This is a genomic window from Longispora albida DSM 44784 (assembly GCF_000379825.1).
Classification (GTDB): domain Bacteria; phylum Actinomycetota; class Actinomycetes; order Mycobacteriales; family Micromonosporaceae; genus Longispora; species Longispora albida.
Genome location: NZ_KB903825.1, coordinates 284,334 through 310,347 on the forward strand (window position 1 = coordinate 284,334; position 26,014 = coordinate 310,347).

At 70.6% G+C, this 26,014-nt stretch carries 29 protein-coding genes and 1 pseudogene; 17 read left to right on the forward strand and 13 right to left on the reverse strand.

Translation table 11 applies throughout. The features are described from left to right. Positions 1–32: 32 nt before the first annotated feature. The gene (rnhA, locus tag A3G1_RS0115080; protein WP_018350313.1) at positions 33–479 is read left to right on the forward strand and encodes a ribonuclease HI; all 447 of its coding nucleotides are present in this window, start codon (positions 33–35) and stop codon (positions 477–479) included. A 10-nt stretch (positions 480–489) separates the two neighbouring features. Here rnhA and A3G1_RS38590 read toward each other — a convergent pair whose 3' ends face one another. Continuing rightward, complete coding sequence (locus tag A3G1_RS38590; protein WP_018350314.1) at positions 490–2,430, reverse strand: DUF2029 domain-containing protein; 1,941 nt, start codon at positions 2,428–2,430, stop codon at positions 490–492. A gap of 136 nt (positions 2,431–2,566) precedes the next feature. Here A3G1_RS38590 and mug point away from each other — a divergent pair, with 136 nt between their 5' ends. The 5 genes from mug (at position 2,567) to A3G1_RS0115110 (ending at position 5,618) form a co-directional block, all read left to right on the forward strand. Beyond that, positions 2,567–3,130, forward strand: a complete 564-nt coding sequence (gene mug, locus A3G1_RS0115090) for a G/U mismatch-specific DNA glycosylase (protein WP_040478415.1) — start codon at positions 2,567–2,569, stop codon at positions 3,128–3,130. Between the two features lie 48 nt (positions 3,131–3,178). After that, on the forward strand, positions 3,179–3,844 hold the full coding sequence (locus A3G1_RS0115095) for a hypothetical protein (RefSeq protein ID WP_018350316.1): 666 nt from the start codon (positions 3,179–3,181) through the stop codon (positions 3,842–3,844). A gap of 86 nt (positions 3,845–3,930) precedes the next feature. Continuing rightward, positions 3,931–4,551: an L-threonylcarbamoyladenylate synthase gene (locus tag A3G1_RS0115100; RefSeq protein WP_026212152.1), complete on the forward strand. Its 621-nt coding sequence runs from the start codon at positions 3,931–3,933 to the stop codon at positions 4,549–4,551. 5 nt (positions 4,552–4,556) lie between these two features. Further along, positions 4,557–4,925, forward strand: a complete 369-nt coding sequence (locus tag A3G1_RS0115105; protein WP_018350318.1) for a DUF1622 domain-containing protein — start codon at positions 4,557–4,559, stop codon at positions 4,923–4,925. A gap of 12 nt (positions 4,926–4,937) precedes the next feature. Further along, positions 4,938–5,618: a TetR/AcrR family transcriptional regulator gene (locus A3G1_RS0115110; protein ID WP_018350319.1), complete on the forward strand. Its 681-nt coding sequence runs from the start codon at positions 4,938–4,940 to the stop codon at positions 5,616–5,618. A gap of 22 nt (positions 5,619–5,640) precedes the next feature. On the opposite strand, the gene A3G1_RS0115115 is transcribed toward A3G1_RS0115110, so the two are convergent. Then, the gene (locus A3G1_RS0115115; RefSeq protein ID WP_018350320.1) at positions 5,641–6,831 is read right to left on the reverse strand and encodes a metallophosphoesterase; all 1,191 of its coding nucleotides are present in this window, start codon (positions 6,829–6,831) and stop codon (positions 5,641–5,643) included. A 168-nt stretch (positions 6,832–6,999) separates the two neighbouring features. Here A3G1_RS0115115 and A3G1_RS0115120 point away from each other — a divergent pair, with 168 nt between their 5' ends. Next, positions 7,000–7,860, forward strand: a complete 861-nt coding sequence (locus A3G1_RS0115120; protein ID WP_018350321.1) for a CPBP family intramembrane glutamic endopeptidase — start codon at positions 7,000–7,002, stop codon at positions 7,858–7,860. On the opposite strand, the gene A3G1_RS0115125 is transcribed toward A3G1_RS0115120, so the two are convergent. From A3G1_RS0115125 to A3G1_RS35000, 5 genes are all read right to left on the reverse strand, one after another. Continuing rightward, on the reverse strand, positions 7,853–8,782 hold the full coding sequence (locus A3G1_RS0115125) for a hypothetical protein (protein WP_245563504.1): 930 nt from the start codon (positions 8,780–8,782) through the stop codon (positions 7,853–7,855). The two genes, A3G1_RS0115120 and A3G1_RS0115125, sit on opposite strands and share 8 nt — an antisense overlap. After that, entirely contained in the window at positions 8,710–10,353 is a 1,644-nt protein-coding gene (locus A3G1_RS34995; RefSeq protein WP_018350323.1) for a choice-of-anchor B family protein, read from the reverse strand. The genes A3G1_RS0115125 and A3G1_RS34995 overlap by 73 nt, the downstream gene beginning before the upstream one ends. Positions 10,354–10,479: 126 nt before the next feature. Continuing rightward, entirely contained in the window at positions 10,480–10,887 is a 408-nt protein-coding gene (locus A3G1_RS0115135; protein WP_018350324.1) for a hypothetical protein, read from the reverse strand. Between the two features lie 218 nt (positions 10,888–11,105). Then, complete coding sequence (locus A3G1_RS0115140) at positions 11,106–11,882, reverse strand: response regulator (protein WP_018350325.1); 777 nt, start codon at positions 11,880–11,882, stop codon at positions 11,106–11,108. Further along, entirely contained in the window at positions 11,879–13,000 is a 1,122-nt protein-coding gene (locus A3G1_RS35000) for a sensor histidine kinase (RefSeq protein WP_018350326.1), read from the reverse strand. Before A3G1_RS35000 ends, A3G1_RS0115140 begins: the two co-directional genes overlap by 4 nt. Before the next feature lie 227 nt (positions 13,001–13,227). Between A3G1_RS35000 and A3G1_RS0115150 the strand changes: the two genes are divergently transcribed. The 3 genes from A3G1_RS0115150 (at position 13,228) to hisG (ending at position 16,979) form a co-directional block, all read left to right on the forward strand. Beyond that, positions 13,228–13,470, forward strand: a complete 243-nt coding sequence (locus A3G1_RS0115150; protein WP_018350327.1) for a DUF6289 family protein — start codon at positions 13,228–13,230, stop codon at positions 13,468–13,470. A 102-nt stretch (positions 13,471–13,572) separates the two neighbouring features. Continuing rightward, a complete protein-coding gene (locus A3G1_RS0115155; protein ID WP_157641155.1) occupies positions 13,573–16,038 on the forward strand; it encodes a phospholipase D-like domain-containing protein in 2,466 nt (821 codons plus the stop codon). An 86-nt stretch (positions 16,039–16,124) separates the two neighbouring features. Continuing rightward, positions 16,125–16,979: an ATP phosphoribosyltransferase gene (gene hisG / locus A3G1_RS0115160; RefSeq protein ID WP_018350329.1), complete on the forward strand. Its 855-nt coding sequence runs from the start codon at positions 16,125–16,127 to the stop codon at positions 16,977–16,979. Here the strand turns inward: hisG and A3G1_RS0115165 are convergent, their stop codons facing one another. Next, positions 16,980–17,243, reverse strand: a complete 264-nt coding sequence (locus A3G1_RS0115165; protein WP_018350330.1) for a YiaA/YiaB family inner membrane protein — start codon at positions 17,241–17,243, stop codon at positions 16,980–16,982. A gap of 302 nt (positions 17,244–17,545) precedes the next feature. On the opposite strand from A3G1_RS0115165, the gene A3G1_RS40580 reads away from it, so the two are divergent. Further along, the gene (locus A3G1_RS40580) at positions 17,546–17,716 is read left to right on the forward strand and encodes a hypothetical protein (RefSeq protein ID WP_157641156.1); all 171 of its coding nucleotides are present in this window, start codon (positions 17,546–17,548) and stop codon (positions 17,714–17,716) included. A 38-nt stretch (positions 17,717–17,754) separates the two neighbouring features. Here A3G1_RS40580 and A3G1_RS0115175 read toward each other — a convergent pair whose 3' ends face one another. Further along, positions 17,755–18,285: a GNAT family N-acetyltransferase gene (locus tag A3G1_RS0115175; protein ID WP_425411385.1), complete on the reverse strand. Its 531-nt coding sequence runs from the start codon at positions 18,283–18,285 to the stop codon at positions 17,755–17,757. A 47-nt stretch (positions 18,286–18,332) separates the two neighbouring features. On the opposite strand from A3G1_RS0115175, the gene A3G1_RS0115180 reads away from it, so the two are divergent. The 4 genes from A3G1_RS0115180 (at position 18,333) to A3G1_RS0115195 (ending at position 21,685) form a co-directional block, all read left to right on the forward strand. Beyond that, positions 18,333–19,064 carry a DUF1838 family protein gene (locus A3G1_RS0115180; RefSeq protein WP_245563505.1) on the forward strand — a complete coding sequence of 244 codons (732 nt, stop codon included), beginning with the start codon at positions 18,333–18,335 and terminating at the stop codon, positions 19,062–19,064. Next, a complete protein-coding gene (asnB, locus tag A3G1_RS0115185) occupies positions 19,064–20,917 on the forward strand; it encodes an asparagine synthase (glutamine-hydrolyzing) (protein ID WP_018350334.1) in 1,854 nt (617 codons plus the stop codon). Before A3G1_RS0115180 ends, asnB begins: the two co-directional genes overlap by 1 nt. A 70-nt stretch (positions 20,918–20,987) precedes the next feature. Further along, the gene (locus A3G1_RS0115190) at positions 20,988–21,356 is read left to right on the forward strand and encodes a DUF4259 domain-containing protein (RefSeq protein WP_018350335.1); all 369 of its coding nucleotides are present in this window, start codon (positions 20,988–20,990) and stop codon (positions 21,354–21,356) included. Positions 21,357–21,376: 20 nt separating this feature from the next. Continuing rightward, positions 21,377–21,685: a hypothetical protein gene (locus A3G1_RS0115195; protein ID WP_018350336.1), complete on the forward strand. Its 309-nt coding sequence runs from the start codon at positions 21,377–21,379 to the stop codon at positions 21,683–21,685. A 34-nt stretch (positions 21,686–21,719) separates the two neighbouring features. Here A3G1_RS0115195 and A3G1_RS0115200 read toward each other — a convergent pair whose 3' ends face one another. The 3 genes from A3G1_RS0115200 to A3G1_RS0115210 are packed head-to-tail and all read right to left on the reverse strand — an operon-like array spanning position 21,720 to position 23,370. Continuing rightward, positions 21,720–22,160, reverse strand: coding sequence for a GNAT family N-acetyltransferase (locus A3G1_RS0115200; RefSeq protein ID WP_018350337.1), 441 nt, complete (start codon positions 22,158–22,160; stop codon positions 21,720–21,722). Between the two features lie 11 nt (positions 22,161–22,171). Continuing rightward, complete coding sequence (locus tag A3G1_RS35005; RefSeq protein ID WP_018350338.1) at positions 22,172–22,726, reverse strand: GNAT family N-acetyltransferase; 555 nt, start codon at positions 22,724–22,726, stop codon at positions 22,172–22,174. Positions 22,727–22,785: 59 nt separating this feature from the next. Then, positions 22,786–23,370, reverse strand: coding sequence for a TetR/AcrR family transcriptional regulator (locus A3G1_RS0115210; protein WP_018350339.1), 585 nt, complete (start codon positions 23,368–23,370; stop codon positions 22,786–22,788). A 64-nt stretch (positions 23,371–23,434) separates the two neighbouring features. Between A3G1_RS0115210 and A3G1_RS41780 the strand changes: the two are divergent. After that, positions 23,435–23,992: pseudogene (locus tag A3G1_RS41780) on the forward strand (GNAT family N-acetyltransferase); the annotation flags it as partial. A 551-nt stretch (positions 23,993–24,543) separates the two neighbouring features. On the opposite strand, the gene A3G1_RS0115220 reads toward A3G1_RS41780, so the two are convergent. Beyond that, entirely contained in the window at positions 24,544–25,398 is an 855-nt protein-coding gene (locus tag A3G1_RS0115220) for an NAD-dependent epimerase/dehydratase family protein (protein WP_018350341.1), read from the reverse strand. 149 nt (positions 25,399–25,547) lie between these two features. Here A3G1_RS0115220 and A3G1_RS35010 point away from each other — a divergent pair, with 149 nt between their 5' ends. Continuing rightward, entirely contained in the window at positions 25,548–25,967 is a 420-nt protein-coding gene (locus A3G1_RS35010) for a DoxX family protein (RefSeq protein WP_018350342.1), read from the forward strand. Positions 25,968–26,014 lie beyond the last annotated feature (47 nt).

Sequence of the window (26,014 nt, forward strand, 5' to 3'; positions counted from 1 at the left end):
AGTAGAAGAAAAACGCAAGGTAGCCTTCCCGGGTGATCGTGGACATCTACACCGACGGTGCGTGCAGCGGGAATCCCGGGCCGGGCGGCTGGGGCGCGCTGCTGCGCTACGGCAGCCACGAGAAGGAGATCTACGGCTCGGAGCCGGCGGAGACCACCAACAACCGGATGGAGCTGACCGCGCCGATCGAGGCGCTGAACAGCCTGACCCGGCCGGTGACCGTGCGGGTGCACACCGACAGCACGTACGTCCGCAACGGCATCCTGAAGTGGCTGCCGAACTGGAAGCGCAACGGCTGGCGCACCGCCAGCCGCGAACCGGTGAAGAACGCCGACCTGTGGCAGGCCCTCGAAGCCGCCGTCGCCCGCCACGAGGTGGAGTGGCTCTGGGTGAAGGGCCACGCCGGCCACCCGGAGAACGAACGCGCCGACCGGCTGGCAGCCCGGGGCCTGGCCGAGGCCCGCACCACCCGGAACTAGGACAGCGGACCTACGACGGCAGGCGGACGATCTCGACGCGGTCCGGGTACTTGGCGGCGAGCCGCTCGGCAGCCTCCAGGTTCGTCGGGGCCTTCTCGCCCGGCTTCGACGCCTTGAGCCGGGTGACCGCCGGGTCGCTGACCACGAACCGGACCGGGCGGGAGCTGGTCGTGACCCGGTAGTCGAAGTCCTCGATGGTCGGCTGCGGGTCCATGCCCTCCCACAGCAGCGTGTACCAGCTGGCCCCGTTGCGGTAGTCGCGCTGCATGACCGAGCCGTAGAGGGTGCTGAAGAAGTCGCGCATGTCGCCGTGGCTCAGGTCCACCGTGGCCTTGCCCGCGCCGTCCGGGTAGAGGCGGGTGGTGCGGATCGCGTTGGCCGTGCCGCCGGGCTTCGCGCCGTACGTGCCCTGGAAGAGCTGGGCGGCCCGGACGGCGCTGGATCTGGCCGAGCGGGGCCGGACCCCGATGACCAGCACGCCCGCGGCGAGGACCACGAGGGCCAGGGCGGCCGGCAGCAGCCGCCTGCCCCGCCACGAGGGCCTGGGCAGCCAGTGGACCATGCCGCCGAGGGCGGCCAGGGCCAGGATGATCAGGAGGTGGTAGGCCTTCTCGTTGTAGTAGATCGACTGGCCGATCATGATTTTCTGGTACCCGGAGATGCCGGCCACCAGCGCCACCGCCGCCCCGAGGGCAAGCAGCATCGCCCGCCGGCTCCGGCTGCGCAGGCCACCGGCCAGGACGAGCCCGAGCAGCGCCAGCAGTACGAGGATCTGGGTCATGCTCCGGCTGGTCGGGATGATCTCGCCGGGCAGCAGGAGCTGGCTGCCCTTGTTGGCCTTCGCGTTCGCGACGATCGGCACGAGCCCGGCCACCGCGAGCCCCAGCCCGGTGAGGACGGCGCCCTTGGCTGCCCAGGCGCGCCTGCGCCGGGACACCAGCCAGTACAGGACCAGGGGCGCGGCGACCGGCAGGAACATGTAGTACGTGAACGCGACGGCCGCCAGCAGCGTGCCGAGGACGACCGCCTGCTCGCCGGCGCTGGTCAGGGGGCGGGCCACCAGCCCGGCCACGATCGCCATCAGCCCGAGGGCGAGGATCTCGTTCGGGAAGCCCCGGACGAAGATGCCGCTGGGGTCACCGAAGTACAGCCAGGCGACGATCACGGTGAAGACCAGGAGTGCCCGGCCGGCCGTGAGGCGGAATCCGGCGAGCCGGCGGGCCGCCCAGATCACCGCGAGGCCGAGGAAGGCGAAGATCGCGACGTAGCTCCAGACCAGCCAGTCCATCGCGGCCGTCCCGTCGGCCTGCGGGGCGCCGGACGAGCGCCAGAACCGGTCGAGCAGCGCCAAGACGAAGTGCATGCCCTGCGGATAGCTCTCGAGCGACAGACCAGGATGGTTGTACCTCTCGGCCCCGGCAGGGTCGAGGAAGGTGTAGCCGCCGATCTGCCCGATCGAGTCGTAGACGATGAAGTGCCGGGCGAAGTCCTCGCCCTTGGCGATGAACCCGAGCCGGCCTGCCAGGTCGGTACCGAGGAAGGGTCTGAGTACCAGCGCCGCGAACGCCGCCGCCGCCAGGGCCGCGAGGCTGTCTGCCAGCCGCCACCGGGTCGCGAGCCTCGGGCGGCGGCCGGTCAGGGCCGCGAAGAGGGCCAGCGCGGTGAGGGCCGCTCCGGCCACGGGTAACGGGTGCAGCTGCCAGGGCCAGAGGGACAGCCCGATGCCCGCCAGGCAGGTCACGCCGAACAGCACGGAGAACGCCACCACGAACTGGTCGAGCACCGTCCGGGCGCCGCGCACCAGCGACATCGCCAGGAGCAGGACCAGCAGGGGGAGGATGGCGGCCACGCCGGTGAAGTACGCGGCGGCGGACACACCCCAGCCTGCGGCGATCGCGGCGATGACCGGGAGGACGCGGCGCGGACCGGGAAGCGCTGTGAGTACCGTCACACCCAACGGGCGGCGCTGGCCGGGCACACCGGGCCGCGACAACAACTCTGACAACGGGGACTCGCTTCGCGGAGGGCGGCGGCTACCGGGCGACGATAGCAAACCCGGTCGCTTATGTGACTTGTATCCTCAGCCGATGGCGCGACGCTCCCAGGCACCCGTGACGCCCTCCGCAGCCGAGCTGGCCGGAGCCGCCGGGCAGCCGATTCCCGACGTGATCGCCCCTGACCTGGCCGTGCTGTTCTGCGGGATCAACCCGGGGCTGTGGTCGGCCGTCACCGGGCACCACTTCGCGCGGCCCGGTAACCGGTTCTGGCCGGCCCTGCACCGGGGCGGGTTCACCGGCCACCAGTTCCAGCCAGCCGAACAGCCGGGACTGCTGGCGCTCGGGCTCGGCATCACCAACGTCGTCGCCCGGTCCTCGGCGCGCGCCGACGACCTGACCCGCGAGGAACTGGTCGAGGGCGGGCGGGTACTGACCGCGAAGCTCACCGCGTACCGCCCGGCCTGGCTCGCGGTGCTCGGCATCGGCGCATACCGGACGGCCTTCGGCCACCCCAGGGCCACGACGGGCGAGCAGGCCGAGCTGATCGGCGGCACGCGCGTCTGGGTACTGCCGAACCCGAGCGGGCTCAACGCGCACTACACCCTGGACCGGCTCGCGGAGGAGTTCGCGGCACTGCGCGCGGCCGTCTACTAGCGACAATTGCCGATATTTCAGTGATCAACTACCGTCAGCGGCTCGGACGTGCAGGGCTGGGGAACGGTCTCCGTGCTGGCCTGCTCCGGCTGCGTGATCGTGCTGCTCCTGATCGCCGCCGCGCTGCGCTGGCCGGGCCGGCCGCAGCCGCTGGTGTGGGTTCCGGCGCTGATGGGCCTGGTACCGCTGGTCTTCCTGAGCGCCACCGGTTTCACCGGCGGGCAGGAAGGGCTCGGGTGGCTGATGGTCGTCAGCTCGGTTCCCCATGTCGCGGTCGCCGGGTTCGCGCTGGCCGCAGCCAGGAGGTTCAGCCCGATCCGGGCGCTGGGCGTCCTGGTGGTGGCCGGGGTGCCCGTGATGATCTCCCTGGGCACCGAAGCGGATTCGGACGTCGAGGCGGGAGCGGGCTTCGTGGCCATCGGGGTGGTCGTGGCCGTGGTGTTCGCGCTGTCCGCTCCGGATCGCCTTCCGCTGTGGAAGGCAGCCGCCGGCGGGCTCGTGCTCATGGTGCTGTCGGCCATCGCCATGGTCGCCGGGCTCGCCGCCTTCGCCTGGTCCGGCGAACTGGGAGCATTCTGCACCGGGCTCGCTGGCAACCCAGCCATGGAAGACGGGCTCGACGTCCTCCCGGTCACCGTGTTCCTCGTGTTCGCCGTCGTCGCTGGAGCCTCGTTCAGCCTCGTCGCGCGGGCGTCCGGCCGGCGCTGGAACTGACCTGCGGCCGGCCACTGTGCCCATTCCCGCCGCCCTTCCGGCCAGGCTGGCCACCGGCGGGCGGGGATGGGACTAGGCTCGCGCATGTGGCCAGGTATTTCGATGTGCACCCAGACAACCCGCAGCCCCGGTCGATCCAGCAGGCCGTGGCACTGGTCCGTGACGGCGGCCTGATCGCCTACCCGACCGACTCCTGCTACGCGCTGGGCTGCCAGATGGGCAACAAGGCCGGGCTCGACCGGATCAAGGAGATCCGCAAGCTCGACGACCGGCACCACTTCACCCTGGTCTGCCAGGACTTCGCGCAGCTCGGGCAGCTCGTCAGGATCGACAACTCGGTGTTCCGGCTGATCAAGGCCTCGACGCCCGGGCAGTACACCTTCATCCTGCCAGCGACGAAGGAGGTGCCGCGCCGCCTGCTGCATCCGAAGAAGCAGACGGTCGGCGTGCGCATCCCCGGCAACGTGGTCGCGCAGGCGCTGCTGGCCGAGCTGGGCGAGCCGCTGCTGTCCAGCACGCTGCTGCTCCCGGGCGACGAGGAGCCGATGACCAGCGGCTGGGAGATCAAGGAAGCGCTCGACCACCTGCTCGACGGCGTGGTCGACGGCGGTGACGGTGGTACGGAACCGACCACTGTGGTCGACCTGTCCAGCGGTGAGCCCGAGGTGCTGCGGGTGGGCGGCGGGGATCCGTCCCGGTTCGAGTAGGGCCCATGTCCGCGCGGTTCACCGAGCTGATGGAGGCCGTGGCGACCAGCTTCGAGGGGCTGGGTGCCGCGGTGCTCGCCGGCGGGGTGGTGTGGGCGTGTGCGGCCGCGGTACGGGAGCGGCGGGCGGCTGGCTCGTGGGCCGGGGCGTACCGGACGGTGCGGCGGGTGTTCGGCTCGGCGCTGCTGCTGAGCCTGGAGGTCCTGGTCGCCGCCGACCTGATCCGGACGGTCGCCGTGGCCCCGACCCTGCGCAACGTCGGGGTGCTCGGGCTGATCGTGGCCATCCGGACGTTCCTCAGCTTCTCGCTCCAGGTGGAGATCGAGGGCACCCTGCCGTGGCGGCGGAGCAAGGATTACGGACCGGCGGGCTGATATTGTCCAGGTATGGTCACCGACTCCCCCGGCTTCCAGCGCGCCCGGCGGCCCGAGCAGGTCGAGGCCCGGCGCTGCGCGATCCTCGACACCGCCCGCGCGCTGCTGCGGCGCCGGCCGGTGTCCGAGATCAGCCTGCGCGAGCTGAGCGAGACCGTCGGGCTGGCCAAGTCGAACGTCCTGCGGTACTTCGGCAGCCGCGAGGCCATCTTCCTCGAGGTCCTGCACGAGAACCTGACGGCGTGGCTGGACGAGCTGACCCTGAGCCCGGCTCCGGGCGGCCCGGCCCCGTTCGCGGCCGAGATCCACGCCGCCACGGAGGTCGCGGCCTCGCTGACCGCCCGGCCGCAGCTCTGTGAGCTGATCAGCGTCACTGGTGGCGTGCTGGAGAAGAACATCCCGCTCGCCGACGCCCGCCAGTTCAAGGAGCGCTCGGCCGCGCACCAGGGCCGGCTGGCCACGATCGTGCGCGACCGGCTGCCCGGCCTCCCCGAGGACGCCGCCCGGCACTTCGCGATGTCGGTCTTCGTGACGGTGGCCGGGCTGTGGCCGTACGCCTCGCCGTCGGACGCTGTCGCCCAGGTCATGACGGAGCGCGGGCTGCCGCCGGCGGGCGAGCTGTTCGCCAGCGCCCTCACCGAGGCACTGGCGAACCAGCTCACAGGCCTGTCGGCCCGGTACGCGGCCCGCTGAGCAGCAGGCTCAGACCGAGCGCTCAGGCCGAGCGGAGGGTCAGGACGCTGACCTCGCTCGGGGCGAAGATCCGCAGCGGCGGGCCCCAGAAGCCGGTACCGCTGCTGGTGTAGAGCTGGGTGCGCTCGCTGTGCCGGGTGAGGCCGCGCACGGCCGGCTGGTCGAGGCGGACGAGGAAGTTGAACGGCCAGATCTGCCCGGCGTGCGTGTGCCCGGAGATCTGGAGGTCCGCTCCGGACTCGACGGCCTGGGCGATCTGCTTCGGCTGGTGGGCGACGAGCACGACCGGCAGGTCCGGGTCGGTACCGGCCAGCGCGCGGGCGTGGTCGGCCCCGTGGCCGTTGATGCCGGAGGACCGGGCGGTCCGGTCGTCGACACCGGCCACGACCAGCTTGTCGCCGCCGCGCTCGACGACCAGGTGCTCGTTGTGCAGCGGCGTCCAGCCCAGCTCGTTCATCCGGTCGACCCAGGACTCCGCGCCGCTCATGTACTCGTGGTTGCCGGTCACGTACACCCGGCCGAGCCTGGCCTTCATGCCGGCCAGCGGCGCTGACTGCTCGCGGCGCATCGACGGCGTGCCGTCCGCGATGTCGCCGGCGTGGACCAGCAGGTCGGCGTCGAGCGTGTTGACCAGGTCGGCGACGCCGCGCGACCAGCGGACCCGGTTGATCGGGCCGTAGTGGGTGTCGGCGAGGACCACGATCCGCGTGCCGTCGAGGCCCTTGCCCAGGCGGGGAATGACGACGTCGGTCCGCCGGACCCGCGGCACCCGCATCGCCTCCGCGTATCCCCAGATCAGCAGGGGCACGGTGATGGCGATGACGGCGAGGGCGGTGATCCGGGAACGGGCCGGGTCGGCGACCCCGGCAGCCGCGAGCGCGGCCCGGAGCACGAGGCTGAGCACTGACCAGGTGAACAGCACCCAGATCACGCCGACCAGCGTGTCGCCCACCCTGGCCGCGGCGTCGTTCTTGCGGCCGTGCCCGAGGATCATCAGCGCCGGCGTGCCGAGCGCGCCAGCGGCGAACAGCACCGTGCCGAACGTGGCGACGGCGGAGGGCCACTCGGTGCCCGACATGACGAGCGTCCACCACGGCACCGCGTAGAGCAGCAGGAGAACGGTGATCGGCAGCGCCAGCCAGATCAGGCGGCGGACGGGGAGGGCTGCCGGGCGGGCGGCTGCGACGGGCGGGGCGGCTTCGAGGTCTGCCATGCCGCCAAGAATAACGAACGGCCGGTCCGTTAACCAATGTGATCCAGGAATGGGATGAACGACACCAAAGAACGCATACTTCCCTGAATCCACTGAGGACGGTCCTGAGTAGAGATTGCATAGCGGGACTGGTTGACAGGTGCAAGCGGACTAAAGATCATTTCGTGGGTGCTGACGAGATCAATCACCTTCGCAGGCCTCGGCGTGTTCGCGGTGGCCGCCACCGGGCTCCTTCTCACCGGACACACCAGCCTGCGGGCCTCCTCCGACAAGGAGGCGGTACCCGTCGCGATGCTCACGATCGGCGTGGCGTTCGCGGTCGCGATGCTGCTGATCCGGTACCTGCCGGCCCGGTTGCCCGTGCTCGCCGTCGAGACCGGTGCGCGGGAACGGGCCGCGCTCACCCGGCAGGTCACGGTGCTCCTGGCGGCCGGCGGCGGCTTCGCGCTGCTGGCCGGGCTGGTACCGCTGGGCGACCTCTACCACCTCGTCAAGCCGGTCGTCCTCCTCGGCGGGGTCGCGATCGCGCTGCTGGCCTGGCGGGTACCGTCGCCGGTCGCCGCGCACCGCCGCCAGATCCCCGCGCTCTGGTACTGGGCCGGGCCGCTCGCCGCCGTCGCGGCCTGGATGCTGCTCTTCTACGCCGGCCCGGCGGCCGCGCCGCTCGGCGACCTCAGCGAGTACCGGAAGATCGACCAGGTCGAGCTGGCCGTCATCATGACGATCACGTTCCTGACGGCGAGCGTGACCGAGGAAGTGTTCTACCGGATCGTGTTCCAGACCCGGCTTGAGGCGCTGTGGGGGCGCTGGCCGGCCATCGTCGCCAGCGCGCTGCTGTTCGCCGTCATGCACTCCGCGCGGCTCGGTACCGGCTCGTTCTGGGTCATGCTCGGCACGATCGTCGTCTGGCAGGGCAGCACGGGGCTGCTGCTCGGCTACCTGTGGTCGCGGTACCGCAACAGGTGGGCCGTGATCGTCCTGCACGGGCTCCAGAACGCGTTCCTCGGGCTGGTCGTCCTGTTCACGTGACGAAGACGGTGAACTCCGCCAGGTGCACCTGACCGCCCACCTGGAACTGGAGGAACATCCGCTGCTCGCCGCGCTGCGCGAACACCGCGTGGAACACCAGCGCCTGGCCGATCGGGTGCATGTGCGTGAGCCGGAGATTCAGCACCTCGAAGGACGACAGGTGCGCGTATGCGCCCAGGTACTGCTCCAGCTGCGCCTTGCCGCCGCCCGGCCCCGTGATGTCGAAGCGCAGCACGGCCGGCTTGTTCTGGCTGACGTGCGCGACGCCGTCCAGCCGGGTCACTGTGTAGCCGCCGGAGCTGGCTGTCGCGGACGGCGGCGGGAGCGGGACGAACTTCGTGTCGCCGGGTACGAGGAAGGGCAGGCCGAGAACCGTCGGGTGCCCGCTGCCCGCCCGGTCGAGCGGGATGAACTCCGCGTAGATCCGGTAGGCCCCGCCGTCGGCTATGGAGACCCGGGTCCGCCAGGTCGTGCCGTCGAAGCCGGGGTGGAGGTGCTGGTAGCCGCTGAGGTCGTCGCGTACCAGGTAAAAATGCAGTTTCTTGGTCTGGACCTCGGCGTAGCCGGTGGCTGGCAGGCCGTCCTGGCCGAGGATCCGGAAGGCGATCTCCTGGTCCGGGCCCCGGCTGGACGGCAGGGTGGCCGCGACCATCCGGTAGCCGTCGTGGCTGTCGGTGAGCCCGTCGCCGTGCGAGGACGACGTGGGCGCGGGGGCCGGGCGGGCGGCGGGAGCCGGGTTCCGGGACCAGAGGTGGACGGCTGTCGCGGCCGTGATCAGGGCGAGCAGGGCGGCGATGGCGTACTGCCACCGCCGCCCAGCCCGCGATCCGGTACCAGGCTCCTGGCTGGTCAGAATTGCATGCTCCAGGAGTCGATCCTGCCGGTGTCCTGGCGGGACGTGTCCTTGACCTGGAGTTTCCACGTGCCGTTCGGGGCCTCCGCCGACAGGTTGACCGGGTAGGTCTTGAGGACGTTGTCCGCGCTGTCGTTGTTCGGGAAGTCCTCCAGCAGATAGACCGTGCCGTCCGGCGCGATCAGGGAGATCACCAGGTCACCCCGGTAGGTGTGCTTGATGTCCACGGCGATCTGGACAGTGCTGACCGTCGTCACGCCCGAGACCGCGATCGAGCTGGTCACCGTGGTCTTGTCGGGGATCGTGACGTCGGTGGTGTTCTGGAAGAACGGGCCGGGTGGGTCCGGGGTCAGGTCCGGCTTGACCAGAACCAGGCCCTGCTCGATACCGCTGATCGCCACGATGCCGCTGGCGAAGAACGGGTAGTTGTTCCACGCGCCGTTGAAGCCCTTGTTGTCGTCGGCGGGGTAGATGTCGAAGTAGGCCACCTCGGACAGGGAGTTCCCCGCGATGCCGGTGATGTCGAGGATGGTCAGCCCGGCACGGTAGTTCGCCTGGTAGCTGTAGTTCCCGATGATGTACTGGTTGTGGTCCGTCGCCACCGTCCGCGCCGAGCGGTAGATGCCCGTGTTCACCGGCTGGTCCAGGTTGGACACGTCCCAGATGTACGTGCCGGTACCCGCCGTGTCGGAGTCCAGCTCGTCGTCCATCAGCAGCCGGGCGTGGTCGCCGGTCAGCCAGCCCTGGTGGGTGTAGCCGGAGGTCGGGTAGCCGGTGCGGGACAGCTGACGCGGTGCGGACTTCGTCGTGACGTCCACAATGGTCAGCGTGTCCTCGTTGTAGTTGAAGCAGATCTCGTGGTTCGCGTACGTCGTGTCCGGGCCGTGGTAGACCACGCACTGGTTCTCGTGGACGTAGCCGTCGGAGCTGACGCAGCCGGCGTTGACCGGCGACTTCGGGTTCTGCACGTTGACCATGTGCACGCCGCCGCTGCACGTGTTGGAGCCGACGGCGTAGATGAAGCCCGTGTCCGTGTTCACCGACAGGGTGTGGGAGTTACCGAAGCCGGTGTAGTGCGCGTCGGTCGTGAACGTCTGCGGCGTGGTGACCGTCCGCAGCCGGGTCAGGTCGAAGACCTGCATGCCGTGCGTCGAGATCGAGTCGGCCCCGACGTAGGCGTGGTTGGCGTACACCTTGATGTCCCGCCACGCGCTGCTGGTGCCGTTGTGCGAGGGCAGGTTGCCGAGGTAGCGCGGGTTGACCGGGTCGGTCACGTCGACGAAGGCCGTGCCGTTGGACCGGCCGACGATCGCGTACTCCTTCTGCGTCGACGGGTCCGTCCAGCCCCACATGCTGTTGCCGTTGCCGCCGCCGATGCTCGACAGCGGAAGCACGCTGAGCAGGTCGATGTTCCTGCACGGGTAGTTGCCGGCCTTGCCGGCCACGCAGGGCACGATCGCCCCCGTGATCGGGGCGTCCCGCCAGGCCGGCTGGTGGTCGGCCATGTGCCTGCGGAAGTCCTCCTTGCCCTGCGGCGAGTCGGGATCGTGGGCTGAGGCCGAGGTGAGGGATGTGATCGAGGCGAGGAACAGGCCGAGGACCGCTGCTGCCAGCCCGGCCTTCCTGGTGAGTCCGCGCACGGGTGCGCTCCTTTACGTGAGGCGCCTGCTGAGGGGTGACGCCATTCACACGATTCGATTGCCCGAATCGTACGCACGGGTGGAGCGCGAAGGAACAAGCACACGGTGCCAAAAGATCGATGAACCTCAGGCGAAGAGGACCACGTCGCACTCCGTGGCGTCGGTCATCGCCCACGCCCAGCCGAAGCCGATCCGGTGCAGGCCCTCGCCGTCCGGCGCGCTGATCTGGATCGTGCGGTTGCCCCAGAGCTCGTCCTGCTGGCTGACGATCAGGTTCTCCCCGTGCCAGTAGACCCGGATCGGCGAGGCCTGGCCCATCGACCACAGGCCCTGCACCTCACGGACGAGGTGGTCGGCCACGGCCGGGGTCACGTCGAACTCCAGGTCGCCGTACACCCCCCGCCCGGCGGGACGCCCGGCGAACCCGGCGCGGAACCGGCACAGCCCGCCGGCGACGTACCCGAGGAACGGGGCGGAGAACACCGGCTGCCATGCCGCGCGTGGCCTGACCACCGCGAGGTTGGGACTGGTCATCGTCTCCTGCTCCCTTCGTGGAGGCCGGCCGGGGACCGACTGCCCCCGAGGCTCGGTCGGGGCCGCCGGCCGGCAAGTCGCCCGCCGGCGCGGCCTGGACGGCGAGCGCGCCCGGCGGGGACCCCAGAAGAGTCGCAAATGCGAGGGATGCCGGACATCTGCCCGCAGGTGGAACCCGGACCGGTCCCGGCTCTACCCGTGGGTGGACGACAACGCGGCTAGTGACTCGAGCCCGGGACGACGAGGCGGGCCTCGTAGGCAGCGACGACGGCCTGGGCCCTCGACAGCAGGCCCAGCTTGGCCATGATCCGGTTGACGTGCGTCTTCACGGTGCCCTCGGAGACCACGAGCTTCGCGGCGATCTCCGTGTTGCCCAGTCCCCGGGCGATCAGGGTGAGCACGTCCAGCTCACGCGGGGTCAGCGCGGCCAGGTCACGGGCCTCCGACGCCGGGACGTGCGCCATCGCCAGGTCGGAGATCAGCCGCCGGGTCACAGACGGGGCCAGCAGCGCCTCGCCAGCCGCGATGACCCGCACCGCCCGGATCAGCTCCTCCGGCGGGGTGTCCTTCAGCAGGAAACCGGATGCTCCGGCACGAAGTGCCGCATACACCAGCTCGTCGGCGTCGAAGGTCGTCAAGATCAAGACCTGGGTTGTACCGGCGACCCGCCGCGTCGCCTCGATCCCGTCCATCCGGGGCATCCGGATGTCCATCAGCACGACGTCCGGCGCGTGTTCGGCGACCGCCGCCACCGCCTCGGCCCCGTCGGCGCACTCCGCAGCCACCTCGAAGCCGGGCTGCGCGGCCAGCAGCGCGCCGAACCCGGCCCGGACCAGCACCTGGTCATCGGCGAGCACGATCCGGATCGGCCCGGCGGGCCGCTCACGCTCGCCGACCGGCTCGCCAGGGTCGGCCCTCGTCGCGGGCCCGGTGCCTGCAGGTGGCCTGGGCTCGGCAGGGTCGCGGCGGCCCGGCTCGCCGGGGGCGGTGGTCATCGGGGCTCCGGGTACGGCAGGCTCGCGACGACCAGGTACCCGCCGCCCGGAGCCGGCCCGGCCCGCATGCTGCCGCCGAGCAGCGCCGCCCGTTCGCGCATGCCGGTGAGCCCGTGCCCGGTACCGGGGCCGGAGCCGTGACCGTTGGGCCCGGTGCCGTAGTCGCGGATGCGCAGGTCGAGCCGGTCGGGCAGGTACACGATGCTGACCTCGGCCTCAGCGGTGCCGGCGTGCTTCACCACGTTTGTCAGTGCCTCCTGGACGATCCGGTACGCGGCCAGTTCCAGCCCCGTGTCGAGCCGCTCCTGTTCCCCGCTGACCCGGGGAGCGACGGCCAGTCCGGCCTGGCCGAGCCGGCTCACCAGGGACGGCAGGTCGGCCAGGGTCGGCTGCGGGGTGGTCTCGGAGCCGTCGGAGCTGCGCAGCGCGCGGAGCAGGTGCCGCATCTGGGCCAGGGAGTCCCGGCTGGTCTCCTCAATGACGGTCAGGCTCTCCCGGATGTCGGACGGGCCCTCGGGCAGCAGGGCCCGGGCGACCCCGGCCCGGACCGCGATGACGCTGATGCCGTGGGCGACCACGTCGTGGAGCTCCCTGGCGATCCGGGCCCGGTCCACGGTGACAGCCTCGGCGGCGAGCTGGGCCCTGGCCTCGCCGAGCAGGCCGATGGTGTGGTTGAGCTCCTGCTGCCGTTGCCGGGACTGCTGCGCGAGGAAGCCGATCGCCGCCGCCCCGGGGATCGCCAGCGAATCCGGCGTGAACAAGTCAATGATCTTGACACCGCCGAAGGCGACCGCGCAGACCGGCCAGGCCAGGGCCACGAACATCCCGATCAGTGCCCAGCGCCGGCCGTACCGCGAGGCCACCGTGTACAGCGCGAGCAGCGCCGCCACGCCCGGTACCGACTTCGCGTGATCCGCGAAGATCAACGCGATCATGGCCGCGGTGACGAGGACCAGGACCGTCCGGGGGTAGGCGCGCCGGACGGCGATCGGGAGGGTGGCCAGCCCGACCAGCACGAAGTCTCGCGGCGTCACGTGACCGGAGAGGAACACCAGGCTCAGCGCGAAGAGCGCCGCCGCGATCACCGCGTCGGGTACCCAGCCGCGAAACCGGCCCACGCGATCACCCCCGGCAGTCCCCGCGCCGCCGCGCTCCTTCCGGCAAGGTAACGCACATCGGGGTGCCCGCACCGGGGTTCTGCCGAAGCGGCCCCGTGCGGGTAGCTGATCAGCTCGGGCGGCCACCTCCGCACGTATCGACAGCTGACTGTGTTTGGCATGCGCTGGCCATTGTTCCGGGCCGCCGGGTGCGGTGCACTGTACGTCCACTCAGGAAGGAGTACATTATGCGTCGCATATTACTGACGCTGGCGGTCGCGGCCACCACGGCCGGGGCCGTGGTGGTCCCGGGCAGCCCGGCCCAGGCCGGCGCCTGCCACTGGGACTACTACTGCGACACCGTCTACTACTCGGACGCCGCCCACACCAGGGACGTCGGAGGCAAGCGCGAGCACTGCGGCGGCGTACTGGTCGAGACCTGGGGCATCCGCACCGGGTACTGGGACCGGATCGTCACGCCCTGCGCATAGATACGGATCGGGGGCCGTCCCGTGAGGACGGCCCTGCTCACAGCCCCCCAGTCAAGCCCTGCGACACTTCCCGTTCACCAAAATTGATCTTGGGGAGTGCGCATGCGAAGAACGATCATGGCGATCGGGACGGCGGTGGCGCTGCTGCTGCCCCCCGTTCCCGTCCACGCGAGGGTGGTCGTGCCCAGCGGCTCGCTGGAGGTGGTGTTCAACCACCCGGGCCTGGACGAGGCCGCCGACAGCGCGATCGAGGACAAGCTCGACACGCTGATCAGGTCCACGAAGGCCGGCGGCACGATCCACGCGTCCTTCTACCACACCTACAGCAGCACGAAGAACCAGAGCGCGCTCAAGTACGCCGCCGAGAAGGGGGTGTCCGTCAGGATCGTGGCTGAGGTGTGCGAGGACACCGACCCGTGCGTGGCGGACGCCACCATCGAGTCGACCCTCCAGGCTCTCGACGCCCTCCCCGGCTTCACCGTCGAGAAGTGCCGGGCGACGTGCAACGCCACCGCCTACGCCGGCAAGGGCATCAACCACAACAAGTTCTTCACGTTCAGCGCGCTGGACGACGGCCGCCGCAACGTCGTGGCCAGCGGCTCGGCCAACCTCAACGTCCACCAGCGCAAGCTGGACAACAACTTCGTGATCAGTTACGACGACCTGGCGAGCTACACGGGCTTCGTGAACTACTGGAACCTGATGAGCGGCCACGCCGCCACGCCGGCCAACGTCTCGAAGCCCATCACCGGGGCCGGAGGCAAGCTCACGACGTTCTTCTCGCCACGGGATCCCGACGCCGACGCCGCATACATCGCCGCTCACTTCACCACGCCGAACACCGACCTGATCGCGGCGTTCATCAACGACCTGAACTGTGACGCGCCCGATGGCGGCTCGATCCGGACGATCAGCGCCACGTGGAAGGACAACCGGCCGGAGATCACCGCTGCGCTCACCGGCCAGGCCAAGGCCGGCTGCTCGGTGGAGGCGATGACCGACGAGTCCGTCACCGCCGTGGCCGAGCCGCTGGCCGAGGGCGACGTGTCCTTCTACGGCCTGCGGGCCGGCGGCTGCCGCACCAGCGCCTACCCGGTCGCGCAGAACAGCTGCGCCGGGGCGGGCGGCACGACGCACGACAAGTACACGCTGGTCCAGGGCACGTCGCGCAAGACGGGCGAGGCGGTCAAACTGGTCTACTCCGGCTCGCAGAACTACACGCGCGGCGCGATGACCGTCAACAACGAGGTCGTGCAGCGCATCGACGACTCCGCGATCTACGACGCCTTCCTCGCCGACTACAACCGGCAGAAGACGAAGGCGATCAAGCTCGTGCCGGACAAGTACAAGGATGCCAGCTTCAGCACCGTGAACTCCCGCGACGCCGGTTCGCAGGACCACCCGGCGATCGCGGTGAACGACGCCGGGCACAGGGCCGTCGCCTGGGCCGACACAGCGAACCCGGTCGCCGTGCCCTCCGGGCGCCACGGCGCGATCTGGCTGCGGCTCTACGGCTACGGCCCTGGCCCGCTGGAGGTGCAGGTACAGGCTGGCGGCCTGAGCGACTACGACTACCGTGACCCGCAGGCCGGCCTGGACGCGGCAGGCAATGTCGTGGTGGTCTGGCAGGACGACGAGGACGGCAACGGGCACTACGACATCGCCATGCGCCGCGTCGACACCACCGGCCGGCTGCTCGGCACCAAGATCCGGGTGAACGCCGACAACACCGGCCAGCAGACCGCTCCAGCCCTCGCGGTCAGCGCCTCGGGCGAGCACGTCGTCACGTGGACCGACGAGCACGTGGCCGGAGAGCCCCAGATCCGGGCCGCCCGGTACACCGCTGCGGGCGTCAAGACGAGCGAGGCGCAGGTCAACGGCACCTCGACCGGCACGCACACCGGCTCCAGCGTGGCTCTCGACGCCCAGGGCGGGGCCGTCGTCGTGTGGCGCGACGACTCGGACGGCAACAACAGCGGCCAGATCCTGGGCAAGGGCCTGAACCGCGACGGCACGCTCCGGTTCACCGAGCGGACGATCAACGCGATCGCGACGGGTGACCAGGCGGAGCCCGCCGTGGACTCCACCCCGGCTGGCGAGTTCGTCGTGGTGTGGCAGGACTTCGAGGTCGCGGCCGAGCCCCGGGTGTACGCGCGGGCCTTCGACTCCCAGGGCACGCCCCGGTTCACCGACCTGCCGGTGTCGACGTACGCCGAGGGCACGACGGTCAGGCAGCCGCGCGAGAAGGACGCGTCTGGCACGCTGCGGGTCGGCAACCAGTACGCCCCGGACGTCGCGGTGGATGACGCCGGCAGGTTCGTGGTGGTGCTGGAGGAGTCGACGCCGTTCCACTCGGGGCGTGACGTGTTCGCCCGGGGCTTCGACGCCGCAGGGCTCACGGCCGGCCGGTTCCCGGAGTACCGGATGAATCCCCAGACCACGCACGACCAGACGACGCCGGTGGTCGCGATGACCGGCACCGGCACGTTCGCACTGGCCTACTGTGACGATCCAGACGGCAACGGCGGGACGCAGCTGCGCCTGCGGGCCGGCTTCACGATCTCCTGAACGACACGAGCGGCGAGCGCCGTTCACATTCTGGGAGGCCGCGCGCGTCCGGCGGCCTCCCAGGTCACCCGTGGAATACTCCCCTGGTGACTGCGCTGCGGATCGCCATCCCGAACAAAGGTTCCCTGTCAGACCCCGCCTCCGCCATGCTCGCCGAGGCCGGCTACCGCCAGCGCACCCATATGAAGGAACTCGTGGTCGCCGACCGGGCGAACAATGTCGAGTTCTTCTTCCTCCGGCCCAAGGACATCGCGATCTACGTCGGCTCCGGCCGGCTCGACGCCGGGATCACCGGCCGGGATCTGCTGGTCGACTCCGGGGCAGAGGCCGACGAGCTGCTGAGCCTGGGCTTCGGGCACTCGACGTTCCGGTTCGCCGCCAGGCCGGGCACGGCATCCAGCGTCGCCGACCTCGGCGGCAAGACCGTGGCGACCGCCTACCAGGGCGTCGTCACCCGCCACCTCGCCGAGCACGGCGTGTCCGCGAGCGTCGTCCGGCTGGACGGTGCGGTGGAGACCGCGATCCAGCTCGGCGTGGCCGACGTGATCGCCGACGTGGTGGAGACCGGCGCGACGCTGGCCAGCGCGGGCCTGGCGACCTTCGGCGAGCCCATCCTCCAGTCGGAGGCCGTCGTGATCCGGGGTGCCGGGCGGGACCCGGAGCAGCCCCAGATCGAGCAGTTCCTGCGGCGGCTGCAGGGCGTGCTGGTGGCCCGGGAGTACGTGATGATGGACTACGACATCCGGATCGCCGATGTCGGCAAGGCCATCGCCCTGACCCCGGGCCTGGAGTCCCCGACCGTCTCCCCCCTGCACACCGAGGGCTGGGTCGCGGTGCGGGCGATGGTGCCGACCGCCGGGGCGCAGCAGGTCATGGACGAGCTGTGGGAGGTCGGCGCGCGGGCGATCCTGACCACCCAGATCCACTCCTGCCGTTTGTAGTCACTGCGTGTTGTGCTGACGGGGCGTGGCGAGCATCTTGGCGAGCCGCGCCTGGTCGGCCGGGCTGATCACGTCGCTCTCCTGCTTGTCGCGGATCGTCTTGGCGAGGGTGAAGGCCGACGTGACCACGAAGAGCAGGCCGATGGCGAGGAAGCCGCGGACCCACGGCCCGACCGGCAGGTACACGATCCCGATGACCATCGCGCCCAGCGAGGTCGCGAAGGCGAGGATCGACTGGACGTAGAAGGCCGTGGTGTTCTTCATGCCTTCGAGTCTCGGCGGTGCGGGCCGGGCGGTCCTGAGTACGCATACTCAACACCGGTGCCGGGGTACCTATGCTCCGGCATCTCAGCCGAACGGCTGATATCACTTTCCGCCCCCAAATAACTACTTTCTGTAGTGTTCTGGGGGTCGCGACGTCACCTGCCGATACACGTCCAGTCCCCAGTGGACCATTCCGATACTCATTGCCACCGTGCCCGTGCACCCAGCAGCGCCGTGCCTCCGGCCGGCCGGGCCCGGCAGTGGTCACTACCGCGCAACCAGCACCAACGGGGGTGGGAAAGTTGGCGAAGAAACCCGAGCAGATTCCGTGCGCCACCTGTGATGGCAAGGGCAGAGTGCAAGCCCCGGCTACGGCCACCGTCTACGACAAGAACGGCAAGCCCGTGAAGAAGGGCGTCACGCACTCGATGGACTGCCGCGCCTGCGGTGGCAAGGGCTGGCGCCCGGCCTGACGATCCACCGGGTACCGGAGCCCCGGTACCCGGCCAGGTCAGGCCGCCGGGTTGATCCGCTGGAAGAGCACGTGGTCCTGCCAGGCTCCGGCGATGTTCAGGTACTGCGGGGCGTAGCCGAAGCGCTCGAAGCCGTTGCGCTCCAGGACACGCTGCGAGCCGATGTTGCCGGGCAGCGTACCGGCCTGCACGCGGTGCAGCCCGAGTTCGGTGAAGGCAATGTGGAGGATCGACTCGACGGCGGCGGTGGCCACGCCCCTGCCGTTGCGGGACTGGTCCACCCAGTAGCCGAGGTTGCCGTTCTGGAAGGCGCCCTGCACGACGTCGTTGAGGTTGACCCGGCCGGCGACCTCACCGTCCACACAGATCACGTGCGGGAGCATGGCGCCCCGGCCGTGGCTGGCCAGCGCGGTGCGGAGGACGGCGGCCTGGCCGTCCAGGGTGTAGTACTCCTCGGGGCGGACCGGGTCCCACGGGGCCATGAACTCACGGTTGGCCGCGACCAGGGCGGCGAGGGCATCGGCATCGTCCAGGGTGATCAGACGGGTGGTGACACGCATGCTGATCATGATGCCAAGCTTGCGCGGCCAGCCCCAACCCGGATAAGCATGTGGCTATGGCTATGACACCCGCCGATGTCTTGCACGCCCTGGCCAGGACCAGGGCCTCACTGGACGGCTCCGAGGTGACGCTGTGGTGGTCCGGCGACGTGTTCTCCTGGGGGCCGGGTGAGCCCTATCAGCGGGTGTTCGGCTTCGAGGGGCTGAGCGTCGCCCGGCTCGTACCGGAGGAAGGGGGTTTCCAGCTCCTCAACCGGGAGGCGGCGTTCTATCTGGACCCGGTGACCCGCGAGATCCTCGAAACGTGGGAGGGCAGGCCGGTCGTGCACGTGTGGAACGACCCGGCGAACCTGCGGCTGCGCCCATTCCCCATTCCTGTCACGGAACTGGGTGACCAGGTGTGTTTCAGTCTCCAGATCCCGCTCGCCTATCCGTCGCCGCTACCGGTCGCCGAATTCCCGGACAACTCCGCCGACGACACCTACCGGGCGCTGGAACTCTTCCAGTACTTCGCGCCCGCCACCGTTTTCGGCACGGACGAGCCAAGCGTGCCCTCGACGTTGACCTGGATGCGGATGTCGCCGTGGCTGCCGTGGATGGCGCAGGGTGACCGTCCTGGTGGCCTGGCCTTCCACACCCACGGCCGTAAGCTCGGCTCGTACGCCGAAGCGCCGGAGAAGCTCCGGAAACACATCGCCAGCCACAACCCCAGCTTCGCGAGCGCGCCGGAGGCCTGGTCCGAGCCGAACGAGACGAGCTGGACATACTTCCGGAAGCTGGCCGGCTGATGTGCGGGATCACCGGCTGGGTCGCCTGGGACCGTGACCTGCGGGCCGAGCTGCCCACTGTGGAGGCCATGACCGCCACGATGACCTGCCGTGGCCCGGACGACGGCGCGGTGCGGCTGTGGCCACACGCGGCTTTCGGCCATCGGCGCCTCGCCGTCATCGACCTCGAAGGCGGCGCGCAGCCGATGCTCGCCGAATCCGGCGGCACGCTGCTGGCCGCCATCACTTTCAGCGGCGAGATCTACAACTACCGCGAGTTACGCGCCGAGCTGGAAAGTCACGGCCACCTGTTCCGGACGGCCAGCGACACCGAGATCATTCTCCAGGCGTACCTGCGCTGGGGCGCCGGCTGCGCCCAGCACCTGAACGGCATGTTCGCCTTCGGGATCTGGGACGCGCTGACCGAGGAATTGTTCCTGGTCCGTGACCGGCTCGGCGTAAAACCGCTTTTCTATTACCCGGTACCCGACGGCGGGCTGCTCTTCGGTTCCGAGCCGAAAGCGATCCTCGCCCACCCGGCGACGGCGGCCGCGATCGGCCTCGACGGGCTCCGCGAGACCCTCGCCATGTTCAAGACACCCGGCCACGCCCTGTACCGGGGGATGGCAGAAGTCCTGCCGGGCCACGTTGTCCGGGTCACCCGGACCGGCATCACGCGTCACCGGTACTGGGCGCTGGAGGCTACCGAGCACACCGATGACCTGGAGACGACGGTCGCCACGGTCAGAGAGCTGCTGGAGGACATCGTCCGGCGGCAGCTGGTCGCGGACGTGCCGTTGTGCTCGCTGCTGTCCGGCGGGCTGGACTCCAGCGTGATCACCGCGCTGGCAGCCCGCGAACTGGCCTCGGCCGGGGCCGGGCCGATCCGGTCCTTCGCCGTCGACTACACCGGGCAGGCGGAGAACTTCCGGCCCGACGGGCTGCGGTCCACTCCGGACGGACCCTTCGCGCAGCTGCTCGCCGAGCACGCCGGCGCCAGCCACCAGGCGATCGTCCTCGACGCCGGCGACCTGATCGACCGGCGGCACCGGGAGGCCGTGCTGACGGCCAAGGACCGGCCCAGCATGTTCGCCGAGACCGACGTCTCGCTCTACCTGCTGTTCCGGCGCGTCCGGCAGCGGTCGACCGTGGCGCTGTCGGGTGAGGCGGCCGACGAGGTGTTCGGCGGGTACTCCTGGTTCCACTCCCCCGCGGCCGTCGACGCCGGTACGTTCCCGTGGATCGCGGCGACCTTGCAGCTCGCGGGCTCCGGCATCGCCCCGCCGCACGCCCTGCTGGATCCGGCCGTCGTGGCCGAGCTGGACCTGGCCGCCTACACCGCCGGCGCGTACTCGGCCGCGCTCACCGAGGTGCCGCACCTGCCCGGGGTACCGCCGCTCGAACGCCGGATGCGTGAGGTCTGCTACCTGCACCTCACCCGGCTCGTCACGATCCTGCTCGACCGCAAGGACCGGATGAGCATGGCGACCGGGCTCGAAGTCCGGGTGCCGTTCTGTGACCACCGGCTCGTCCAGTACGTCTTCAACACGCCCTGGTGGATGAAGACCTTCGACGGCCGGGAGAAGAGCCTGCTGCGGGCGGCCGCCGGGGACCTGCTGCCGCCCGAGATCGCCGGCCGCCTGAAGAGCCCGTATCCCACCACACAGGACCCCAGGTACCCGATCGCCCTGCACGGCGAGCTGTCGGCGCTGGCGGACGACGACAAGGCTCCGGTGTGGGCTCTCGCCGACCGGGCGGCCGTCCAGCGGGCCGTTGCCGAGCCCGGGGACATGGCCCGGCTCCGGACGGCCAGCGAGCTGGTCCTCGGGCTGGACGCCTGGCTGCGCGGATACCAGATCAGCCTGCCGGGCTGAGAACGCCGCGAAGTTGTCGTACCCGTAGGGCACACTCCCGGTCGACGCGTGATCGGCGGATGGAGGCTCGATGGGCACCTGGGGCAGCGGCAACTTCGACAGCGACACGGCGGCCGACCATCTGTCGGAACTCGTCGAGCGCCTGCTCGGGGAGGTGGAGGCCGCGATGGCCGGAGACCCGGCCGGCCTCGAACCCGACGAGTACTGGGGCGTGGCGGTCCCTTGCAACCTGGAGTTGCTGTGCCTCCTCGCCGAGCGCGGCCACGTCGGGGTCAACCTGCCCGAGCCGGCGACCATCACCGGCTGGCAGGAGACGTTCCTGGCGGTGTGGGACGCGACGATCGACGGCCTGGAACCGAAACCGGACTACCGGCAGGAGCGGCGGAAGGTGCTGGTCGCGACCTTCGACCGGCTGGCCGCGCTCGCCTCCGGCCAGTGACGACGCCGGAGGACTGAGCAGTGCTGGACCGACCTGAGATTGTCTGCATCTGCGGCTCCATCCGGTTCGCGGAGGAGATGCGCACGGCGAACCGCGATCTGACGTTCGCGGGTGTCATCGTCCTCGCGCCAGGCGAGGCAGGCGCGGCGGCCGAGCTGATCACCAGCGAGCAGAAGGCCGTGCTGGACGCCCTCCACCTGCGCAAGATCGACCTGGCTGACCGGGTTCTGGTCGTGAACCCCGGCGGGTATGTCGGCGAGTCCACGAGCAGGGAGATCGCCTATGCCCACGCCACCGGCAAGCCGGTCTCGTTCACCGATCCTGTCTGACCAGCGGACGGCCAGGTCTGCGCCCATCGGTTCCTTACTCGGTCAGCTCCCCGGCCAGGAGATCCATGAGGAGTGCGTCGTGCCAGGTCCCGTCCGGTCCGCGCTCGTAGCTGCGCATGACGCCGACGGGGCGGAAGCCGACCTTGCCGTAACACCGGATGGCAGCGGCGTTGTCCGCGGCGGGGTCGATCACGATCCGGTGATGACCATGGTCGGTGATCAGGTGCCGGGCCAGCGTACGCACGGCGTCAGTGCCCAGCCCCCGCCCGTGCGCCGCCGGGTCCAGGTAGATGTCGATGTTCGCATGACGGTAGTCCGGATCACCGAGGTCCTCGGCGACCGCCTCCGCCATGTCCTCGCCGCCACCCCACCGCTCGTACACCTCGGGCGTCGCGCGGATCCCGGCCAGCACGGGAATGTCGTCCGGTGTGGCCGGACGCAACACCACGCGGGTGCCGTACAGAGTCCGCTGCATGCGCGGAAACGCTAGCATTCACTGGCCGGGATGACGTGGTCCCTGGCGAGCAGTGCGTAGTGCACCGAGTCCTCCCACTCGCCACGGACCAGGGTGTCCTCCCGGTGATGCCCTTCCAGGCGCATGCCGGCACGCTCCAGCACCCGCCGTGAGGCCATGTTGTCCGGCCGGGTGGTGGCGTGGATCCGGTGCAGGCCCAGCGTGCCGAAGCCGAAGTCGAGCACCAGCCGGACGGCCTCCCCGATCAGGCCCCTGCCCCAGTAGGCGGGATGCAGCCCGTATCCGAGCTCGCCCCGCTGCCGCTTGACCACCTCCAGGTCACAGAAGCCGATCGGCGCCCCGTCGACCGTGACCACCAGCTCGAACTTCCGCCTGGGCTGGCCGTCCGGTGCGGTGGCCGCTCTGTGCTGCAAGATCTCGTGCAGTTGCTCCTTCGTCGGTACCACGTCGTCCAGCAGCCAGCGGAACACGTCGGGGTGCCCGATCAGGCCGGGGAGCCACTCGGCGTCATCGATGTTCAGCTCGCGCAGGACCACGCGGGGCCCGGTCAGGTGCACTGTGGACATTCGCCGAATGTACCGGCGGCGCGGCGACCCGGCGACCCCGTCCCGACACCCGCCGCGCGTCAGGCCAGCGTCGCGAGGTACCCGTCGAGCAGGTGGATCTGGCGGGCCGCCGGGAAGGACGGCGGGTCGAGGAGAGCCTGGACGACGAGGCCGAGCAGGAAGGACTGGGCTGCGGCCGCGAGGTCGTCCGCGTCGCCGGGCGCGAGTTCGCCAAGTGCCTGGGCTGCGGCGATCCGGGCGCTGAGGCGTTCGCGGCCACCGGCGTACCGTGCGGCGTGACTGGAACCGAACTGCTCGTCGGCGAGGGCGGTGTCCCAGGAGGACACCCAGATCCGGCCGGTGCCGGCCGACTCCGGCGTCGCCGGGAGGACGGCGAGCATGGCCTCGCGCAGGCTGGCCAGGCCCGGAGCGGCCGACGGGCGGGGACGGCGGGCGGCCGTGCGCTCGTCGAGCAGGGCCAGTGCGTGGGTGATCAGGTCGCGCTTGCTCGGGAAGTAGTGCGTGAGCAGGCCCGTCGTCGCACCCAGCTCGGTGGCGACGGCGCGCATCGACAGGCCGCCGAAGCCGTGCCGGGCGAGGACGCGCCATACCGCTTCGGACACATCCCGGCGGCGGGCCTCGTGGTCACCCTTGATCCGTGGCATGCTGACACTCTACAAAGCAAAACACTCGTTATGTAAATGACGGGTTATGAGAATGAGGGGACCAGTGTTCAGCTACCGCCTGCGAGACGACGCCGTGCTCATGCCGCTGGAAGTCCAGCACGCCGCGGAGTTCGCCGCCCACATGGACCGGGCCAGGGAACACATCCGGCCCTGGGTCGGCCCGGGCTTCCTGTCCGCCGACACCGAGAGCGCCCGCGCGCTCCTGCTCCGGTACGCCGAGCGGAACGCGGCTGACGGCGGCCGGCTGTTCGGCATCTGGCTCGGCAGCACGCTGGTCGGGGGCGTGATGTTCGTGAGCTTCGACGCCGCGTCCGGTACGTGTGAGCTCGGCTGCTGGCTGGAGCCGTCCGCCGAGGGGCGCGGCCTGGTGACCGCCGCCAGCCGCGTCCTGCTGGACTACGCCTTCGCCGAGCGCGGGCTGTACCGGGCCGAGTGGAAGTGCCGCTCCGGCAACGACCGCAGCTCGGCTGTCGCCAGGCGGCTCGGCATGACGCTGGAGGGAACGCTGCGCGGGGTGTGGCCGTTCGACGGCGAGCGCTACGACAAGGAGGTGTGGGCCGTGCTCGCCTCGGACATCGAGTCGGAGTGGCAGGCCGAGAACGCCGAGGACAAGGCCGCGATCGACACGCTGACCGCCGAGTTCTTCGCCGCGTTCGACAACCGGGACGGCGGCGGGGCCGACGTGGGCCGGATCAGGCGGCTCATGATCCCCGAGGGCGTGATCGTGGTGGCCGGGCCCTCGTACAAGACGTACACGGTGGAGGAGTTCGTCGTGCCCCGCGAGGAACTGCTCGCGGCCGGCGGGCGGCTCACCGAGTTCAGCGAGTGGGAGACGGAGGAGCGGACCGAGGTCTCGGGGAACGTGGCCAGCCGCTTCGGCAGGTACGAGAAGTACGGTCTTTTCGACGGCGAGGTGTACGAGGGCAGCGGGACGAAGACCATCCAGTTCGTCCGGATGCCTGAGGGCTGGCGGATCTCGGCCTTCGCCTGGCACGACCAGTCGTGACGCTCCCGGCATCCGCCTGCCGGAACGGGGGCTGGCGGCTGCCGGGGCTCGCGCCGCCCCGATGAGAGACCGGATGCGACCGGGCCGCGAGGACTGCCTCGCGGCCCGGTTCCGGTACCGGGCCGGGTACCGGTGAGATCGGGGTCCTACAGGCCGCTCAGCGGGTGCGGCTGCACCGGCTGCCAGCCCAGCTCGGACTGGGCCCGGCTACCGGGGACGGTCTGGCTGAGGGCCAGCGCCTCGGCGAACGCGGCACCGAGGGCCAGGGCCGCCGAGTCGTACGGCCACTGCTCGGCCCGGCCAGCGCCACCGGCCGCGATGTCGGCGACGGCCGCCAGCCCGGCGGTGGAGACGGCGTCGTGGGCCGAGCCGTGGTACAGGCTGCCGGGTGCCGCCTTCTCGACGGCCAGGGAGAACAGGGCCGCGAGGTCGTCGACGTGGACCATCGGCCAGCGGGTGCCGGCGTCGCCGACGTACCGGCCCGTGCCGTTCTCCCTGGCCCAGCCGGTCATCATGCCCGGGATGCCGCCGCCCTTGCCGTAGGCGATCGCGGGCCGGATCACGACGGCCCGCACGTCCTCGGCCGCCGCGGCCAGGACCTGCTGCTCGATGCGCGGGCGGTAGCCGACGATCGGGATCGCGCTGGCCGGGCTGTCCTCGGTGGCCGGTGCGTCGCCGGTCGCACCCAGGACCCAGATGCCGCTGGTGTAGACGAACGCGCGGCCGGTGCCCCGCAGCTCGCCGAGCAGCGCCGCCATCGCGGCCACGTCGGTGGCCTCGTCGCCGGTCGGGGTGGCGAGGTTCAGGACGGCGCCGAGGTCCGGCGTGACGGCGGCGCGGAGCGAGTCAGGGTCGGCCAGGTCACCGAACCGCGCCTCCAGCCCGGCCGGCGCCTCCGTACCCGTCCTGACAAGGGCGATGACCTCGTGGCCATCCGCGATGAGCCGGGCGGTGACGGCGGAGCCGATGTAGCCGCTGGCACCGAGCACGAGAACCTTCATGGGGGTTGCCTTCCGATCAAGCGTGCGATGAGCAAGATCAACTATAGGCATGTCCTTTGTGGCGCGTGGCTGTCACATCCGCCGGGCGACCTCCGTCATACCAGCGAACCCAGCGAAACAGCCCGCTACCATCCTCAAAGGAGACAAAAATGTCCAAGGCCACCGTCATCCGCCGCGCCCTGTTCTGGGTCACGACGCTGATCGTCACGGTCGAGTCGGCCGTCGGCGCGTACTGGGACATCGCCCAGATCGACTACGTACGGGAGGTCTTCGGCCGCCTCGGCTACCCGATGTACTTCGCCGTCCTCATGGGGGCCTGGAAGGCCGGAGCGGTCGCCGCGCTGCTGGTCCCGCGCTTCCCCCGGCTCAAGGAGTGGGCCTACGCCGGCCTGGTCTTCGTGTACTCGGGTGCCGCCGTCTCCCACTTCGCGGCCGGCGACCCGGCCCCGCAGGTCGTGACGCCGCTGCTGTTCACCGCGTTCACGCTGACCTCGTGGCTGCTGCGCAGGCCGGCCAGCCGCGACGCCCGGCCGCTGTCGGACTTCGCCCGGCCGCTGACCGGCCGGTGAGGCAGCCGGGGCCGAGGGCCTGAGCGATCAGTCTCTTTTGAAGACCT